At 42.0% G+C, this 16731-nt stretch carries 17 protein-coding genes; 15 read left to right on the top strand and 2 right to left on the bottom strand.

What is annotated here, in order from left to right:
- Positions 1-10: 10 nt before the first annotated feature.
- Positions 11-1444, bottom strand: a complete 1434-nt coding sequence (gene ccoN / locus AB4583_RS13765) for a cytochrome-c oxidase, cbb3-type subunit I (RefSeq protein ID WP_009846707.1) — start codon at positions 1442-1444, stop codon at positions 11-13.
- A 252-nt stretch (positions 1445-1696) separates the two neighbouring features.
- Between ccoN and AB4583_RS13760 the strand changes: the two genes are divergently transcribed.
- The 3 genes from AB4583_RS13760 to AB4583_RS13750 all read left to right on the top strand — a co-directional run bounded on the left by AB4583_RS13760 (position 1697) and on the right by AB4583_RS13750 (position 5082).
- Positions 1697-2062, top strand: coding sequence for a hypothetical protein (locus AB4583_RS13760; RefSeq protein WP_017059645.1), 366 nt, complete (start codon positions 1697-1699; stop codon positions 2060-2062).
- Between the two features lie 114 nt (positions 2063-2176).
- Positions 2177-3361 carry an FIST signal transduction protein gene (locus AB4583_RS13755; RefSeq protein WP_372117792.1) on the top strand — a complete coding sequence of 395 codons (1185 nt, stop codon included), beginning with the start codon at positions 2177-2179 and terminating at the stop codon, positions 3359-3361.
- Positions 3361-5082 (top strand): ATP-binding protein, encoded by a 1722-nt coding sequence (locus AB4583_RS13750; RefSeq protein ID WP_372117789.1) that lies wholly within the window; start codon positions 3361-3363, stop codon positions 5080-5082. Before AB4583_RS13755 ends, AB4583_RS13750 begins: the two co-directional genes overlap by 1 nt.
- A gap of 150 nt (positions 5083-5232) precedes the next feature.
- On the opposite strand, the gene AB4583_RS13745 is transcribed toward AB4583_RS13750, so the two are convergent.
- Positions 5233-5601 carry a DUF3693 domain-containing protein gene (locus tag AB4583_RS13745; protein WP_123283303.1) on the bottom strand — a complete coding sequence of 123 codons (369 nt, stop codon included), beginning with the start codon at positions 5599-5601 and terminating at the stop codon, positions 5233-5235.
- A 212-nt stretch (positions 5602-5813) separates the two neighbouring features.
- Here AB4583_RS13745 and AB4583_RS13740 point away from each other — a divergent pair, with 212 nt between their 5' ends.
- From AB4583_RS13740 to AB4583_RS13685, 12 genes are all read left to right on the top strand, one after another.
- Positions 5814-6110, top strand: coding sequence for a hypothetical protein (locus AB4583_RS13740; protein ID WP_372117786.1), 297 nt, complete (start codon positions 5814-5816; stop codon positions 6108-6110).
- Positions 6111-6112: 2 nt separating this feature from the next.
- Positions 6113-8131: a replication endonuclease gene (locus AB4583_RS13735; protein ID WP_372117783.1), complete on the top strand. Its 2019-nt coding sequence runs from the start codon at positions 6113-6115 to the stop codon at positions 8129-8131.
- Positions 8132-8206: 75 nt separating this feature from the next.
- Complete coding sequence (locus AB4583_RS13730) at positions 8207-8518, top strand: chemotaxis protein (RefSeq protein WP_372117781.1); 312 nt, start codon at positions 8207-8209, stop codon at positions 8516-8518.
- A 271-nt stretch (positions 8519-8789) separates the two neighbouring features.
- Positions 8790-9026 carry a major coat protein gene (locus tag AB4583_RS13725; protein WP_146450209.1) on the top strand — a complete coding sequence of 79 codons (237 nt, stop codon included), beginning with the start codon at positions 8790-8792 and terminating at the stop codon, positions 9024-9026.
- A gap of 69 nt (positions 9027-9095) precedes the next feature.
- Complete coding sequence (locus AB4583_RS13720; protein WP_372117778.1) at positions 9096-10613, top strand: hypothetical protein; 1518 nt, start codon at positions 9096-9098, stop codon at positions 10611-10613.
- Positions 10614-10979, top strand: coding sequence for a DUF5455 family protein (locus AB4583_RS13715; protein ID WP_146450206.1), 366 nt, complete (start codon positions 10614-10616; stop codon positions 10977-10979). It abuts the gene before it with no gap.
- Positions 10979-12052, top strand: a complete 1074-nt coding sequence (locus AB4583_RS13710; protein WP_372117775.1) for a zonular occludens toxin domain-containing protein — start codon at positions 10979-10981, stop codon at positions 12050-12052. The genes AB4583_RS13715 and AB4583_RS13710 overlap by 1 nt, the downstream gene beginning before the upstream one ends.
- Positions 12052-13248 (top strand): secretin N-terminal domain-containing protein, encoded by a 1197-nt coding sequence (locus tag AB4583_RS13705; protein WP_372117773.1) that lies wholly within the window; start codon positions 12052-12054, stop codon positions 13246-13248. Before AB4583_RS13710 ends, AB4583_RS13705 begins: the two co-directional genes overlap by 1 nt.
- Before the next feature lie 188 nt (positions 13249-13436).
- Positions 13437-14078 (top strand): DUF2726 domain-containing protein, encoded by a 642-nt coding sequence (locus AB4583_RS13700; RefSeq protein ID WP_372117770.1) that lies wholly within the window; start codon positions 13437-13439, stop codon positions 14076-14078.
- Between the two features lie 140 nt (positions 14079-14218).
- Positions 14219-14932, top strand: a complete 714-nt coding sequence (locus AB4583_RS13695; protein WP_102423184.1) for a site-specific DNA-methyltransferase — start codon at positions 14219-14221, stop codon at positions 14930-14932.
- A gap of 81 nt (positions 14933-15013) precedes the next feature.
- Positions 15014-15361: a hypothetical protein gene (locus AB4583_RS13690; protein WP_372117767.1), complete on the top strand. Its 348-nt coding sequence runs from the start codon at positions 15014-15016 to the stop codon at positions 15359-15361.
- Between the two features lie 4 nt (positions 15362-15365).
- A complete protein-coding gene (locus AB4583_RS13685; protein ID WP_372117764.1) occupies positions 15366-16628 on the top strand; it encodes a DUF6575 domain-containing protein in 1263 nt (420 codons plus the stop codon).
- Positions 16629-16731: the final 103 nt, after the last annotated feature.

Here is a 16731-nt window from a genome sequence, read left to right as displayed (position 1 = left end):
CTAAATCTCCTTAAGCCGGTTGAGGGATAGCTTTAAGGCTATCTTTAGGTGCAGAAACAGTTTTGTACGTGTTGTATGCCATTAAGAACATACCAGATAGGAAGATGAAACCACCTAAGAAACGTACAAAGTAGAACGGGTAAGACGCTTCTACAGATTCAACGAAGCTGTAAGTTAATGTACCGTCAGAGTTAACTGCACGCCACATCAGACCTTGCATCACGCCAGAGATCCACATTGCTACAATGTAGAAAACCGTACCAATCGTTGCTAACCAGAAGTGAACATTGATTAGGGATACAGAGTACATACGCTCTTGACCAAATAGTTTAGGAACTAAGTGGTAAACCGAACCGATAGAAACCATTGCAACCCAACCTAACGCACCAGAGTGAACGTGACCGATAGTCCAGTCCGTGTAGTGAGATAGTGCGTTAACCGTTTTGATTGCCATCATTGGGCCTTCGAAAGTCGACATGCCGTAGAATGATAGAGAAACGATTAGGAAACGTAGGATTGGGTCGTAGCGAAGCTTATGCCACGCACCAGATAGAGTCATAATACCGTTGATCATGCCACCCCAAGATGGAGCAAACAGAACCAAAGACATAACCATACCTAGAGATTGAGTCCAGTCAGGAAGTGCAGTGTAGTGTAGGTGGTGAGGACCAGCCCAGATATACAGAGACACGAGAGCCCAGAAGTGAACAATCGACAAACGGTAAGAGTAAACAGGGCGACCAGCTTGTTTAGGAACGAAGTAGTACATCATGCCTAGGAAACCAGCTGTCAATAGGAAGCCTACCGCATTGTGTCCGTACCACCATTGCACCATTGCATCGATCGCTCCGGAATAAATCGAGTACGATTTAAACGCAGAGACAGGAACAGCTAGGCTGTTAACGATGTGCAACACGGCAACCGTGATAATGAAGGCTCCGAAGAACCAGTTTGCTACGTAAATGTGCGATGTCTTACGTTTAATCATGGTTCCGAAGAACACGACCGCATAAGCTACCCACACAAGAGTAATAGCAATATCGATTGGCCATTCAAGTTCTGCGTATTCTTTACCAGAGGTTAAACCTAACGGTAAAGTAATTGCAGCGGACAGGATAATCGCTTGCCAACCCCAAAAGGTAAAGGCTACGAGAGGGCCACCAAAGAGACGCGTCTGACAGGTACGTTGTACAACATAATATGATGTTGCAAACAGCGCACTTGTACCGAACGCAAAAATAACCGCATTAGTATGCAGGGGACGTAAACGACTGTACGTCAACCACGGCGTATCAAAGTTTAGCTGTGGCCAAACTAATTGAGCGGCAATCAAAACACCAACGCCCATACCGACAATACCCCACAAAATTGTAACTAGGGTAAATTGACGGACGACCGTATAGTTGTAGTTTTGTTCAAGCTGCTTTTCTTGGCTCATTTGCATGCTTCCAATTTCTTATTTACTACACTTTACTTCCAACACGACTCACGTCGTAATGCCACCCAAATTAGAAAAGGAAATTCAGCCTATTCAGGGCTTTATTTCCACTTGCTGATTTTAAAAAAAAGTGGCATTTTCAACGCGACACTATACTTGAATTAACAAATCAATGACAGAGTAGTAACCTTACGCTTGGTCTGGAATTGTATTTTTATTTAAAAACTTTGAACTTTGTAACAAGGAGTAAAGATTATAATGGCGGCACAAAAGCTAACAAAAGGCAGGCTTGTTCAAATTATCGTCATGTTGGTTATTTTAATAGCTGCATTTACTTGGAGAACAGTAACATACGATAATAACGAAACAGTAAACTGTATAGTTTCAAAACCTTGTAAATTTGGTATTGATAATCATAATGTTTCAGTTTCAAGCAATAACCTAGGGTATTCGATCGAAACATCTAAAACTGGCAAATTTATCATTAGCTATAATGAAAGCGGAATTCTGGAAGAAAAAGGACCATCAAATTGGCTGTTACAAACTAGTGATAAGACCTCCTCAATAACGGTTACATTTCCACAACAGGTGAGCACGTTTTCTGTAAACCTTTCTAAGGAGTAACAGAGAGAAACTGGGGCACACCTCGGTTCTTTTGATAGAAACATGTACCAAATCAGTGAAACACAATGCATTAAAGTGTTATAAAGAGAGCATTAATAAAGTTACCCAGAATCTATGAAATTTCTATCAAAAGTCTCTTACTCCCTAGACGATAAAATCGCAGTAGATGAGTTGCTCAGCGGGGTGGAAAACCCTGACGATATTGCTTGTCTTATTTGCTACTGCACAGAAGAGTATTCGACACTCGCTGTGCAGAGATATTTCGTAGATGCTCTCCCGAACACTCCCATACATGGCTGTACTACTTGTCACGGCATTATGACCGAAACTGGTTTTCATTCTGGTCCAGTCATTGGCGTCCTCATTATTTATGACTCGGGGATCAACGCCTATGGTACGGGAATCGAACATTTCAGCGACTCCATAAACCGCAGTACCTTCAGCGCGATAGACAAAGCACTCAAGAACGCCAACCGAGAAGGTGAAATTCCTGATCTTATCTTGCTGCATTCCACACCGGGTAACGAAGAAAAGGTGATGGCGGCTATCGATAAGAAATTTGGTACTGAAGTGCCAATTATTGGTGGCAGTGCTGCAGACAACCAGGTTTCCGGAAATTGGAGTATCTTCACCGAAGAGTCGCTGTCTATAAATGGTGTGTCTTTAACGGTAGTGTTTGCGTCTCAGTCCATCTATTCCTCTTTCAGCGCGGGTCATACGCCTACGCGGTATTCAGGCACCGTGACCAAAGTAAGAAACCGAATTTTGTTGGAGATAGACCACAGGCCAGCCGTCACCGTTTACAACGAATGGACTAATTTCCACTTAGATGGCAGTGATGATGGCTACATATTCGAAAAGTCGTCAGTCTACCCATTAGGCAGGAAAGTCGGCTCTTCTTACGATTACCCATATTTCAAATTGTCTCATTCGATCAGAGAGACGGAGTGTAATGGGATTGAGCTGTTCACAGACATCAGTGAAGGCGACACCATCTACCTGATGCAAGGGTCTAAGCAGCAGTTGATTAGCCGCGTCGCGAATATCATTCACTCCTCATACTACAACGACATGGATCTTGAAGAGAAACTAGGGGCGATCAATATCTTTTGTGCAGGCCCAATGTTGAACCTTAAACAAGATATGGATGAGGTTTGCGAACAAATAAATCAAGCACTTAATGGGCTTCCGTACATATGTCCATTCACGTTTGGTGAGCAAGGCAGGCTCTCTGGTGGTGAGAATGCACACGGGAATTTAATGGTATCGTCTGCAACGTTTTATAGGTTGAAAAAATAATGGGTTCTGAAGGTCAAGAAGCGCTGCAAGAAGCACGTATTGAACTGCAAAAACTAAAAGCCCGTGAGCGAAAACTGGCTGAAGAGAACAGGGTGATCTTATCAACCATCTCTGCGATCAGTAAGGCAAGTAACATATCTGAGATATTCTCCAGTCTTGAGTTCGTGCTCAAAAAATACATTAAGTTTGATGACTTTATCGTGGTATCAAGGGTAGGGAACGAAGGCAGTTTCAAAACCCTGCTAAGCAATAACAAAGTCTTCGAACAGATGAATTGGAGCGATTGTGGTAAGCTATCGCGAGTCATCAATGGTGAATGCGCCATCCTTTTCGAACCCAAGTCTCTTGGGGAATTTAACTCCCTGCACCCCATTGTTCTCGACCAAATCAACTCCGTTCTGATTACTGGTATAGACAGCGGGCTAACACAATCTGTCATCATCTTTATCCACTCAAATACCAAGCACTTTAGTATTGAAACCAAGGCCACACTAAACCGTTTCCGACCGTTGATAGAGCGTGCTGTTTTCGATATTGAGAACAAAGAAAAGCTTGAAGCAACCGTTCGAGAGCGCACAGCAGAGCTTGTCACAGCAAGAAAAGACGCGGAAAGAGCCAACAAGGCCAAGTCTGAATTCCTCGCGATGATGAGTCATGAATTAAGAACACCGCTAAATGCCATAATTGGCCTAATAGACGCCCTAAAATCCACATCATTGAACGAAGAACAACAGTCTATACTGCTTAATATGAGCACATCATCTGAGCTATTGTTGGCAATTATCAGTGACGTATTGGATTTTTCTAAGATTGAATCTGGGTGTTTCTCGTTGGCTCCTCAATGGAGCAACGTAAGAGACACTGTAACTTTTGTATTATCTGAACAAAAGAAGACAGCAGACGATAAAGGTTTGCCGCTAACAGTAACTAGCGATATCCCTGAAGGTGAACTTCATTACATCGACCCAAGTCGCTTGGCACAGATCCTATTTAATTTGATCGGTAACGCGATTAAGTTCACTGAGCGTGGGCATGTCCATGTTTCTATAAAGTACCAGCAGAGCTCTTTCTATATAACGGTGGAAGACACAGGGATTGGCATTAGCTCGCAACAACTTTCGTCGCTGTTCAGTCCATTTGTGCAAGCTGATAGCACAATCACACGTAGATTTGGTGGCACAGGTTTAGGCTTGGCCATCACTAAAAGACTGGTTGAACTGATGCGCGGGCGCATATCGGTAAAGAGTGAGCCTGGAAAAGGCTCCAAATTCGAAGTACAGTTGCCAGTGCTTACTAGAGTTACGAATAATCTGGCTAACAAAGAAGACGAATCTTCACGAGAGTTAAGAAGCCGTTATTCAGTGTTAGTTGTCGAAGACAATCCAACGAATCAAATGGTGATAAAGTTAATCCTTACAAGACAAGGCCACGAGGTTTTCATCGCAAGTAATGGTGAAGAAGCGATTGGCTTTATTGAAAGAGGCAACGAATCAATAGACATTATCTTAATGGATGTGTCGATGCCGGTCATGGATGGATTAACCACAACCAAATACATGAGAGACGCAAACATCAAAACACCAATCGTTGCGCTAACAGCACACACATCAGTAGAAGACAAATGTTCGTGCTTAGATGTCGGCATGAATGATTTCGTGACCAAGCCAGTAAGAACTAAAGAGATCACAGAAGCAATTGATCGATTAATGCTTGAAGTCTAATAAACGTATTCTTAATCGAAGATTAGGAAATATGTTTATTAGGTATTTTATGGTAAATAGCCTTACTGTTAAATAGAACGTCGATTTGGTAGATAAACAAGAGGCAGGGCATCGCACAAAGATACCTGCCTTATAAATACCAAACACCATTTAACATAATATACATAATACGCAGTTGGCTAGTGCTTTATTTGGGGTGGCTGCCATCAACGCTAATCCCGCGCAAGTCATTGAAATCGCTTTTAATCCTAGCCCGTTGCACTTTTTTGCTATGTGTTCCCATAGCTGTTTAATTTCTGGATTTTCGTTGCGGTCAACGTGACAACCAAGCAATGCCATCTCTGGATCAATTCCTGCGCTTTCCGCAAGAAAAACTGCTTCTGAATCAGATATATAGCGAGTTCCTTTTCGCATTTCACCAATCCTTTGTCTAGGCAGATTCAAATCATGTGCAATCTGCTTATCTTGTACATAGTTTTGAGCCTTTTTGTAGGCATCTAACAGTTCATTTTGATACATAAGACATTCTCCCTTTAGCTACATTCTAGCTGATTAGGCATGATTTTCCGTGCTTAACAGGCACAACTTTTCGTGCCTATAATCCTCATCAACGAACCAAATTTACTTATTTAAGTATTTTGACTGTCTAGGTCTGGGCTGTTCGCCCTTGACGCTTACGGCTCGGCTTAGACAGTCAATCCCAATTCTCAATAATCAGTCAGGTGGTTGTTATGTTTACAGTTGAATCCATTCAATACGGCTCTGTGCTCAAATCTGAACACGTTAGCTTCTCTAACTACCCAGATTTCACACACGCGTCTGTGTCTCTTCATAACTCACCACTTGAAATCTGCTTTGAGTTCCTTGTTGGCGAACTTGAGTTTGGTCAACGCACTATCGGTGAAGAACGTTTCCACACTGTGACTTATAAGAATCCGCTTTATAACTCTGAAGACTCTTTCACTTTTAAGTTTGATAACGACCAAGAGCTTGAACAGTTCTGCACGTTCTACGGTTTGGAACTTTAATCATGGCTTACGAGCGCGTTTTCGACCTCAAAACAAAAAGCTTTGAAATGATTGATTTCGTTCAAGCTCAATCATGGGCAACGGCTGACCGTATCCATGATAACCAGTTCGATTACTTGTCTTCATACAAAGACCATACGCGCCCTGCTTATCCCCTAGCTGCTTCGGTTCTTCCTGCGCTTAATCATCAAATTTACTCGCATGATGTTACTGGCCTAGACGCGCCAGTTCGCACTGTTTGCAACTCTTTACCGTCTGGCCTAAAGCGCAATGGTGATTTTACTCGCCATATGCTTCGCGCTTATACGGACGTTTGCAAGCTTCGCGGTGAGATTGAATCATCACGTATGTTACATCGAGCGCATGACCGACTAACTAAGAACGGTTACAGCGCGGCAATGTCAGACGATGATATTCGCCAGTTAGCTGAGAACAAATCTAAGCAGTTCGGGCGTATCGTTTCGAGTCTTCCTGATGTTGAAACACAATTCGAAACTTGCGTTGAACTTCTAGATTCCCTTGGCCTTGGCTTTCGTGAGGATGCGATTAAAAAAGCTCAATCTAATAACGAGTTACATTCTCTTGTTGCTCGTGCGATTGATAACAACTGGCTTGTTCGCCAGTTACGTAGAAAGTGTGCTTATGAAGTTGAACAGGTGGCGAGAGACTTGGCACTTGTTGAACGTCATAAGCAAATTTACTGCTCTGATTTTTCAGTTCGCAGACACCGTGACCGTATGAAATCAAATGAGATTGCACTGGATAAAACGGTGGCCTTTGATGAGAACGACCCTCAAACCTTTTTTACTCTTTCTGAGCTATCGGCTAAATCAGTGTCTAATCCAGAATTAAGACGCAATGAGATGTTTGCCCGTCTTAATGGCTTCGAAAATATCGCTAAAAAATCAGGCCATGACGCGGTGTTTTATACCGTGACTACTCCGTCAAGATTTCACGCTGTTTCTGGTGGTGTGACTAATCCCAATTGGGAGAAAGCAGGACGGCCGGACGCGAAACAATCACATGATCACTTGATTGGTGTTTGGTCTTCGCTTCGTAAGATTCTTGATAAGAACGATATCAAAATCTATGGCATGCGCATTGTTGAGCCTCATCAAGACGGCACAGCTCATCACCATATGCTGCTGTTTATGGAAAAAGAACACCGCGCTTTTGTTACATCAGAATTTAACCGTCTAGCCCTTGCTGATACGCCTAATGAATCAGGCGCTAAAAAGTACCGTTTCAAATCTGAGCTAATTGATTTTAGTAAAGGTTCGGCTGTTGGTTACGTGGCTAAGTACGTGAGTAAAAACGTTGACGGTAAGCATATCGACAAAGACCGCAGTTCTAATCTAGATGGCATTGCAGCTGCTGAGCGCGTGGTCACTTGGGCGCGTGTGAATCGTATTAGACAATTTCAATTTATAGGCGGTGCTTCTGTCACTGTTTGGCGTGAGCTTAGACGCTTACGCGAAGAACTTAACGAGGAAGACGCCATGTTTTCAGACTTAAACAACGAAGAACATCTAACACTTGAAAACGTTCGCAGGGCTGCGGATGCCGGTGATTGGGAAGCGTTCTGTTATGCAATGGGCGGTGTGTTCGTCAAGCGCAAAGACCAAACCATCAAGGCCGCTTATGAAGTGACTAACACTATCGAGAAGCTAATCGAATCCGGTGGAGAGTACTCTACCACTCGCTATGGTGACGCGGCTCAAGCTCGTATCTCTGGCTTGATGTTCCGTGACGTTCTTGTCGTTACTCGCTTCAAGTCTTGGAAAGTTGAAAACAAAGACAAATTCATCGCTTCACAACAGAAAATTATGTCTGGCACTGTGGACTGGTTTGATGCTTTGGAGCGCGAGAAAGAATACGAATACATGCTCGATAGTCAGTATGAAGAATACGAGAAGCATATGGCTCGTATGGAAGAAATTGAGGCGCTTGTTCTCTCTGGCTCTTTAGAACCTCATGGGGCGTGTTCGGTGGGCGCAGCCCCGCCGGACATGCTCCATTAGGTTCCTTGGACTTGTGTCAATAACTGTCTTTTTCTCTTTTAACTCAAAATTTTACGTCAAGAAAGGAAACACAATATGAAACTCGAAGGCTTAATTTTAGACGATACCGATATCATTCAAGAAACCAAACCTGCCCGTGGTACGGGTGAGGCTTTGACTGTCGGTAAGTTGAAACTAATCACCACTAATCCAACTAACACTATCGAAGTTAAGATCTCTTCTGAACTTTGGAACGGTGGGAAAGCAGGTGAGATTTTGAAATCTTGCGTTGGTCAACGTATGCAGTTCAACGTTGAATACAAAGAATTTAGCTTTGGTAATGATGAAGGCAAGCACGTTGCGTTAAACGGCTTCCACCTGTTCGACTTACCGAAAACTAAAGGTTAACCACTATGACTGCTGACCAGTTTGACGCGCTTTATGCACTTCATGAAACAACCTACATCATGCAATTTTGTGTTGGTCTTATGGTCTGCTTTCTTCTTGGTTGCATGTACGGAGGGCAACGCTAATGCCAACAATCGAATTTGTTATTGGTGCCCTCCTGACTTCTTCCGTCTTTGGGTACGTGTGCGGAGCCACTTTTTTAACTTTCAAAAAAGCGGCTGAAGTATCTAGTTAATTTTATTTAATCACTCTAAAAAAAAGGAATATTCCTATGAAATACATGAACGTCGTTAAGCGTCACGCTTCAAAAATCGCTGTTGTTGCTGGCTCTTCTCTAATGGTTGGCTCTGCTAACGCGGCACTTTCTTCTGAAGCGCAAGCTGCCGCTGATGCTATGACCACTGCTGCTACTGATTACCTTGCAATGGCTTGGACAATTGTACCAATCATTGTTGTCGGTTTTGTTGGTATCAAGCTATTCAAGAAAGCGGCAAACAAAGCAACTTAATAGTTGTATTGGTCGGGCGGTCAAGGCGCCCTACTTCCCTTTAAACTCCCTCTTATTTGGTAACGACTCATGAGCATTAAAGCAAGTATCTCTCTTTTTCTTTTGATGATGGGTGTTTCTTTTAATGCGTTCGCGGGGCTAGTAACGATAAACACTAGCACTACTGGTATTAATTCTGGCCTTACAATTGAAGAGTCCAAATTGGGTTCTTATCTTTCAAGTCAGGGCTGTTTACTTGGCACTGATGGTATTAGTGGAATTAGTTATACTGGTCAAACTGGTCGCTCAGGTTCTTATATTAATGTTAGGTATAGATTTTATAAGTATGATAGGTCATGTACTAATTTAAAATCATCCTCATATAAATCTTTATCTTTTACTGCTGTAGAACATTGCCCTTCAGGTACTCTTTTAAACGCTTCAACAGGCGTTTGTGAAGAGGTTCCTACTTGTGAGCCTCCTTCAGAATTAGACCCTGATACAAAGGAATGCGTTACTCTTCCTTTCTGCGAGCGTGATTCAACTAACGAGACTTTGTTTTCTGCTGAGCAATCCTGTGCGGCTGAGGGTGGTATTTTTTCTTACGAGTGCTCTGATTTTCTTGAGTCTTTAGAGACTCGCTGCACCCAATCAGACCAGTGTGCTATTGGCTTTCCCAATTGGCCTGCATGCATGGATGATTTAGACCCTACCGATGATATTACACCACCTAGTGGTGGATTTAATCCGGGTTCGGGTCCAACGGCTAACCCTGACGGCCCTACTTTTGATAAGCCTGAGCCTGATGATGTAACCCCAACCGACACTACTGACGAGGCTGTTTTAAAGGCTGTCCAGAACGCAAATAGAGATTCTAATGAGGGTTTCAAGGCGCTTAGCACTGACCTAAACAACGGCTTCACTGACACCAATAATGCCCTATCAAAGCTCAATGCAACTAACACCGCTATAGGTGAGTCTGTTGTTGAACAAATGAACCAAGATTACGAGATATACCAAGCTAATAAGGATTTAGCCTTACAACAAACAGGGGCGATTACTGCGGGTGCTTCCAATATTACTAATGCATTAGGCTCTCAAACGGGCGCCTTAACGGGTGCGCTAGGTGACCAAACGGACGCATTAACGGGTGCTTTAGGTGAGTTATCAGAGAAACTCACAGATGATTGTGAGCCTTCAGAGAGTAATAAATGGTGTCAAAATCCCCATGGTCTTGGTGAAGGCTACATTCGCGAAACTTTCGGCCAAATGGACAATCAAGTAGACGGTATTGTTTCCGGTGGTCATAGCCTCATTGAGTCGACCTTGCAGTCAGTTATTGATAACCCGTTGAACTATGAAAATGAGTCAATTATGAATAATTCAACTGACGTTCTTTTGAATGCGCTTGGTTTCAATGAGGCATGTTCACCGTTGACGCTTGAGGCCAACGGAAAAAGCTATTCTATTGGCTGTGAGGTCAGTGAAAAAATTAAGCTCATCCTTTCGTTTCTATTTGGCATGTATACGCTCATGACGCTTACAGATATTTTATTTGACGGTATTACACCACGTGGCCCTTATTCATCTTCTAAAAGGTACGGTTAAATGGCTATTGCTTTACTTCCTATTTTATCTGGCATCAGTGGCGCTATGTCATTACCTGCCCTTGCTGCTTTTCTTGGTGGTCTTGCGACTAAAGTGTTTGAGTTTTTCTTTCTCAAATTTACTAAGCAAATGGCTATTAACCTGACCATTGTCACAATGATTATAGGTATGGCTACGGCGACCAGTTATGCTATTTATGCCATGTTAACGGGTTTACATTTTCTGGTGCCTCCGTTTTTATCCCAAGCTTGGGGTTTCTTTGTTCCTGACGTGGCCGTTCCTTGTGTCAGTACCATTTTAAGCGCTCGTGTTATGCGTTGGGCGTGGGAGTGGCAAGTGTACGCGGTTACAAGGATTGCACCATAATGGCTAGCGTTTATTTTGTTACGGGTAAGCTCGGTTCCGGTAAAACTCTAACGGCTGTCGGTAAGATTCGAGAGGCGTTCATGCGCGGTGTTCCAGTGGCAACCAACCTAGATATTAACCTAAAAGAAATGCTAGGTGCCAAGAAGAAAAACACGCGCTTGTATCGTATCCCTGATAAGCCAGTCGTTGAGGACTTGACCGCGCTTGGCTCTGCGAATAAAAGTTACGATGTCACAAGGGACGGGCTAATTGTTCTTGATGAATGCGGCACCTGGTTTAACTCCAGAACGTGGAACGATAAGAACCGACAAAAGTTAATTGATCACCTTTTGCATATTCGAAAGCTTGGTTGGGATGTGATTTTCATCGTTCAAGATATCTCTATCGTTGATAAACAAGCGCGTCTTGCTTTAGCTGAGCACACCGTTTTTTGTCGTCGTTTAGACAGAATGCAGGTTCCAATTTTATCTACGCTCATATGGTTCTTAACGCTTGGTCAAGGTCGCTTACCTTTTCCAAAGCTCCATATTGGTATCGTTAAGTATGGCGATAATCAAAACTCACTCACGGTCGACAAGTGGGTATTTTTTGGTAAAGACCTATACACGGCTTATGACACCAAACAAATGTTTCGCTCTAACTATGAGGACGGTGTTTATAGCGTTCTGCCTCCCTACTACACTCACGGCCGTTATGCTGTCCCTTACAATTTAAGGAATATTATGAGACTTACTAAAATTCACGCTCGTAAATATTCACGCTTTCTCTGCTTTACTCTTGGTGCCTTGCTGACGCTTGGCATTTCTATGTTACTGATGCCAGAAACGCCAGAAACAACCGTATCAGTCGTTGAAACAAAAGCAGACGCTGACCAATTAAAAGACCTATTAAACGGATATCGAATTGTCAGCGCTTGGAATCCACCTAATCAATTGCCGTCTTTCGAGTTAGATAAGTCGGGTAATCGTATAACGAGTGTTGAACTCCGTTCCATGGGGTTTGATGTAACTGTTTTCTCTAGCTGCCGCGTGTCTGTATCCAGTGGTACAACTTCTTATGAGGTACATTGCTAATGCTTCGTGTAATCCTTTTAATCACCTTTTGCTTATCACTTCCGGTTCGCGCATCTGCTCCTGCTGTTTTTGAGTCTCGTGATACTCCAATCGCTGAGTTTGTATCATGGTTTGCTACCTATACGGGGCAAACTGTGGTTCTTGGTCAAGGTGTCACGGGGAAAGTGAGTTTTACCGCCCCTGAGCTTAAACAATCTGAATACGCGTCTTTTTTTGATTCCGTTCTGCGCTCTCATGGCTACGAACTCGGTTATTCAAACGGTGTGTATACCGTCTCTGTTGATGCTGATAACTTCCTCCCTACAGAACCGCCAATCGTTAAGCTCTACCGTTTCGAAAATGTCAGAAATACAAAGGTTACTGAGCTTGTTAATTCGATGCTGAGAGCAACACAAACGCAAACAACACAGAAGCAATCTAACTCTAATTACGATGTTCAAATTCTCCCTACAACTAACTCTATTATCGTTACGGGTACGCCTGACCAAATCACTAAAATCAACACCTTGATAGCAGGAATAGACCGACCACAAAAGCAAGTTTTCATTGAGGCTATCATTACCGAAACTGAGTTAGGAGATAGCAAAGAGCTTGGTGTTAACCTTGAAGTAGCGCTAGATAAAGCAGGGTTTATCACTCAACCAACAACCATTGATAAGACAGTCGATAACTTATTTTTCTATGATAGCGGTGATTTCTCCGCTCTGGTAAAAGCGGTTCAATCCAGTGAAGACACGGAACTATTATCACGACCTAACATGCTGATTATGGATAGAGAGAAAGGCTATATCACTGTAGGTCAAAACGTCCCTTTCCTTACGTCTAGTGAAGTTACGGACGGTGGTAACAGTATTCAGCGTATTGAACGCAAGGATGTTGGCGTATCACTTGAGGTGACGCCTCATGTGGTTGGTGATGATGTCGTACTCATCATCAATCAAGAATCTAGCTCTGTGAGTAAGTCTGCCATTGCATCCGATATCATCACTAACAAACGAACACTGCAAACCGTTGTAAAGGTTCAAGATAGGCAAACAATTGCTTTAGGTGGTTTGATATCGAGTGAGGAAAGAAAGTCCGTTTCTGGCGTTCCTGTCCTTATGGACCTTCCCCTATTCGGTGCTTTGTTCCGTTCTGAGGGCACAAACCAAATAAAGAAAGAACTCAAAGTCGTTATTAAAACTACGATTCTTTAATCCAGCTCGTTTTTTGGTGCTATAAGCTTGCTTGTAGACCAAAAAAGAGCAAATAAGCGTAGCGCGTTAGCTATTTCCAATAACGTATATCGAATAATTGGCTTTCGGTAACACTATGATACAAAACCTTTATACCCTTGGAAGTGAAACCAGTATCCTACTTGTTGATCACCTTAAGGAGAGGAATTGTGTTTACATTATTGATTGGACTACTAGCAATCGGCTATGTCGTCTATAAGCTTACAGAAGATACTCCTAAACAAGATCCATGGACCAACAAGACCAACACCACACCTAGGTTAGAACCTAAGATTGAACCAATTCGACGACCTCAGCCACCGCGTTCAGAAAACACTTCGACACCTTGCACAAGTGAAAAAAAGCTGTCGATTGTAAAAAATAAAGCCGATACGCTTTCGAACAAAGTTGAGCATAAGCGTTCGGAGTATCTGACTTCAAAAAATGAACGTAATTTTTATATTGCCCTTCGAGAAGCCTTACCTGATGACTACATGATTCATTGCCAAACTTCATTAATGGCATTAATTCAACCAGTAGAACGGAAAAACAACTCAAGAACTTGGGCAAAGCGCATGGACTTCGTTGTAACTGATAGCAGTACAAAAGTTATATGTGTAATTGAGCTAGATGATCGCTCTCATCAACGAGCTGACCGACAAAAGCGTGACAAATACGTTAATGAAGCTCTTGATGGACAGCACAAACTAATCCGCTTTAAAGCTTCTTGGAATTATGACTCTGAGAATATTTATCAACAGTTAAAAAATGAAATTGATTGCCCTCACCCCCGTTTTGTATCACGGGGGTAAATTCGACCGTCTATCAGCTTCGGTAGACTTCTTTAAGTCAACACAGACTTGACTGTTAGCCACTACTAAAATATAAACCTGATTTTGCAATCAATTTCGTATAGAATGCATCGTTTTTTGAATCATATGACATTATCAATATGGGTAAATTTAAGTTGTTGAATAATAGTACTAAAAAATTGCAGTGTAGTTTGTATGAACTAGATGCCGTTGAGTGGCTGAAAACTATTGACGACTCATCGGTTGATTTACTTATTACTGACCCACCGTATGAGTCATTAGAGAAGCATCGAAAAGTCGGTACGACAACAAGGCTTAAAAATAGTAAAGCTTCAAGTAATCAGTGGTTCGAGATCTTTCCAAATGACAGGTTTGAAGAACTATTTACTGAGGTATACAGAGTTCTAAAGAAAAACTCTCACTTCTATCTTTTTTGTGACCAAGAGACTGCATTTATTGTTAAACCAATAGCTGAGTCTGTCGGTTTTAAGTTTTGGAAGCCGATTGTATGGGACAAGATGAAAATTGGTATGGGTTACCATTATCGTGCTCGCTATGAGTTCATTTTGTTCTTTGAAAAAGGCAAAAGAAAGTTAAACGACTTAAGTACACCAGATGTATTACAAGTACCTCGTATACATCGTGGATATCCGACGGAAAAGCCTGTTGAATTGATGGATATTTTAATTAAACAAAGTAGCTCCGAAGGTGAATTAGTTTGCGATCCATTTATGGGTTCTGGGGCTGTTGGCGTATCAGCATTAACCAACCAACGTTGTTTTTGGGGAAGCGATATTTCTAGCGAATCGATGTCTATCACACATTCGAGAGTCAGCCCATTGATAAATAAGTAAATGATCTTTACTATGCAACAATGTTTTATGTGACAAGTTCAATTTAATATGTGCGATTATCCTGACTTTTACCCAGAAGATATGCCTCCAGAAGATGCTAGTGAGGCTAATGGTGAAGCTTATCGGTTAGTAGACAATAATCCCCCTCAAAAAGTGGATTTTAGATCTACAATTGAAGAGAACCCTAAGAGAGCTGCTAGAAAGCCTAGTGATAGAGAAATGCTTTATGGGGCTTCACTTTTCACTGAACCAGAAGAAGCGTTAAAGAAAAAGAAGCTATTTAGACCATTGAGAAACAAAACGTTATCCTCCGGTCATTTATGTAATGATGATGGCGTAATGAAAAAGACTGGTGGCCCTTGCCATGTAACAGTTTGGTTTAAAAAAGACGCTCTTCCACACGAACGCTTTGAGTGTATAGAAGAATAATGAAATGTACCCACTAGTACAAGACAGCAGATTAGGAACATTAGAGTTCCATAAAATCTACGAAGAGTATGATGGTCCAAAACTATTTAGTGCAGTAAATGCACTAGGGGTCTATTACCTAGTTTATTGGATTGATGAGCTCGAAGACGGCGATACTTGGTTATATGTACCAATGTCATATAGTCGCCTTGAAAAGCTAGAGAGTGCCTCTCGCTCACTTCGTGATGCATTCATATACCCAGAAGAAAATTCTATTTTCAGAATTTTCACCTCATTTGACGGTGAAGAAGAAACGTTAACGCATTTAACTGCAGAAGAGTTAACAGAAGAAGAACTACCACCAATAGATTATAGAATCGAGTGTGAATTAGTCCCAGAACAACAAGTTGTATCATCGATCACTAATCATGAAATTCACATTTCAAAGCCTAGCCGACGCGGCATAGTGAAATTAGATTCAATATCTAAAATTCTTGAGGGCTGGTCTTCTTTATATGATGAATTCGTAAGGACGATAAATATATCTGACAGGCTAGTACCTGTTGATGCACGACCTGGCTCATTCATCGTTCGATTAGAATCAAACCATTATGAAAAAGTATCGCCTGTTATCGACGATTTCTTTGGTGTTTTAACTAGTTCTGAAGATATTCACACTACACTATTAAGCATGAAAATTGATGTTGATGTGGTTAAAGAGTTTTTATCTTTGGTAGTTGATTCTTCGTATGACTTTAAACTAACACCACTTATAGACGGAAGCTTTCCACATCAGTTATCCAAATCTTCTGCAGAGCGGATATTGACAGAGCTAAAGACAAGTGAATTAACATACTTATCTAGTCTGAGAGTACCTCAAGCTGATGATCTTAAGCGTGTGTTTGATGTAGTGATCGCTAAGTCTAATTTTCAAGAAGTAAATGAGTTCACGCTAGGAATTACACCTAGACAAGTTGCTTATTATCTCCATGCAGCTCGCACTCTGGGGTATTTAGACAGGTCAAATCAACCTACTTCAGCAGGTATGCAATTTGGCAAGTTAGATGAAAATCAAAGGTTAAAATCTGCAGCCATGAGATTCCAAAGCAGTGATTGTGGATGGACATGGATTAACTGGGCATCTGGAAAAACGCTAAAAGACATTCCTGATGATAGTGCGTTTGAATTCCTGCAAGACTGTGTACCGACGTTAAATGCAAGTACAGCACGTCGCAGGTCGAAGACTTTAAACTCTTGGCTCAAACTATTTAAACCAATAACAGAATAACAATAAGGCCCTTTGAGGGCCTTTTTTATACCTTTTTTATACCTTTTTGAGTGCTGAAATTGAGCGAGCCATTCTTAAAAGGTGGTAAGCGTGCCATGAACAC

It is taken from the genome of Vibrio sp. 10N.222.49.C12 (assembly GCF_041475025.1).
In the GTDB taxonomy this organism is placed as follows: domain Bacteria; phylum Pseudomonadota; class Gammaproteobacteria; order Enterobacterales; family Vibrionaceae; genus Vibrio; species Vibrio crassostreae_C.
This window is presented reverse-complemented; position numbering and strand designations above follow the sequence as displayed.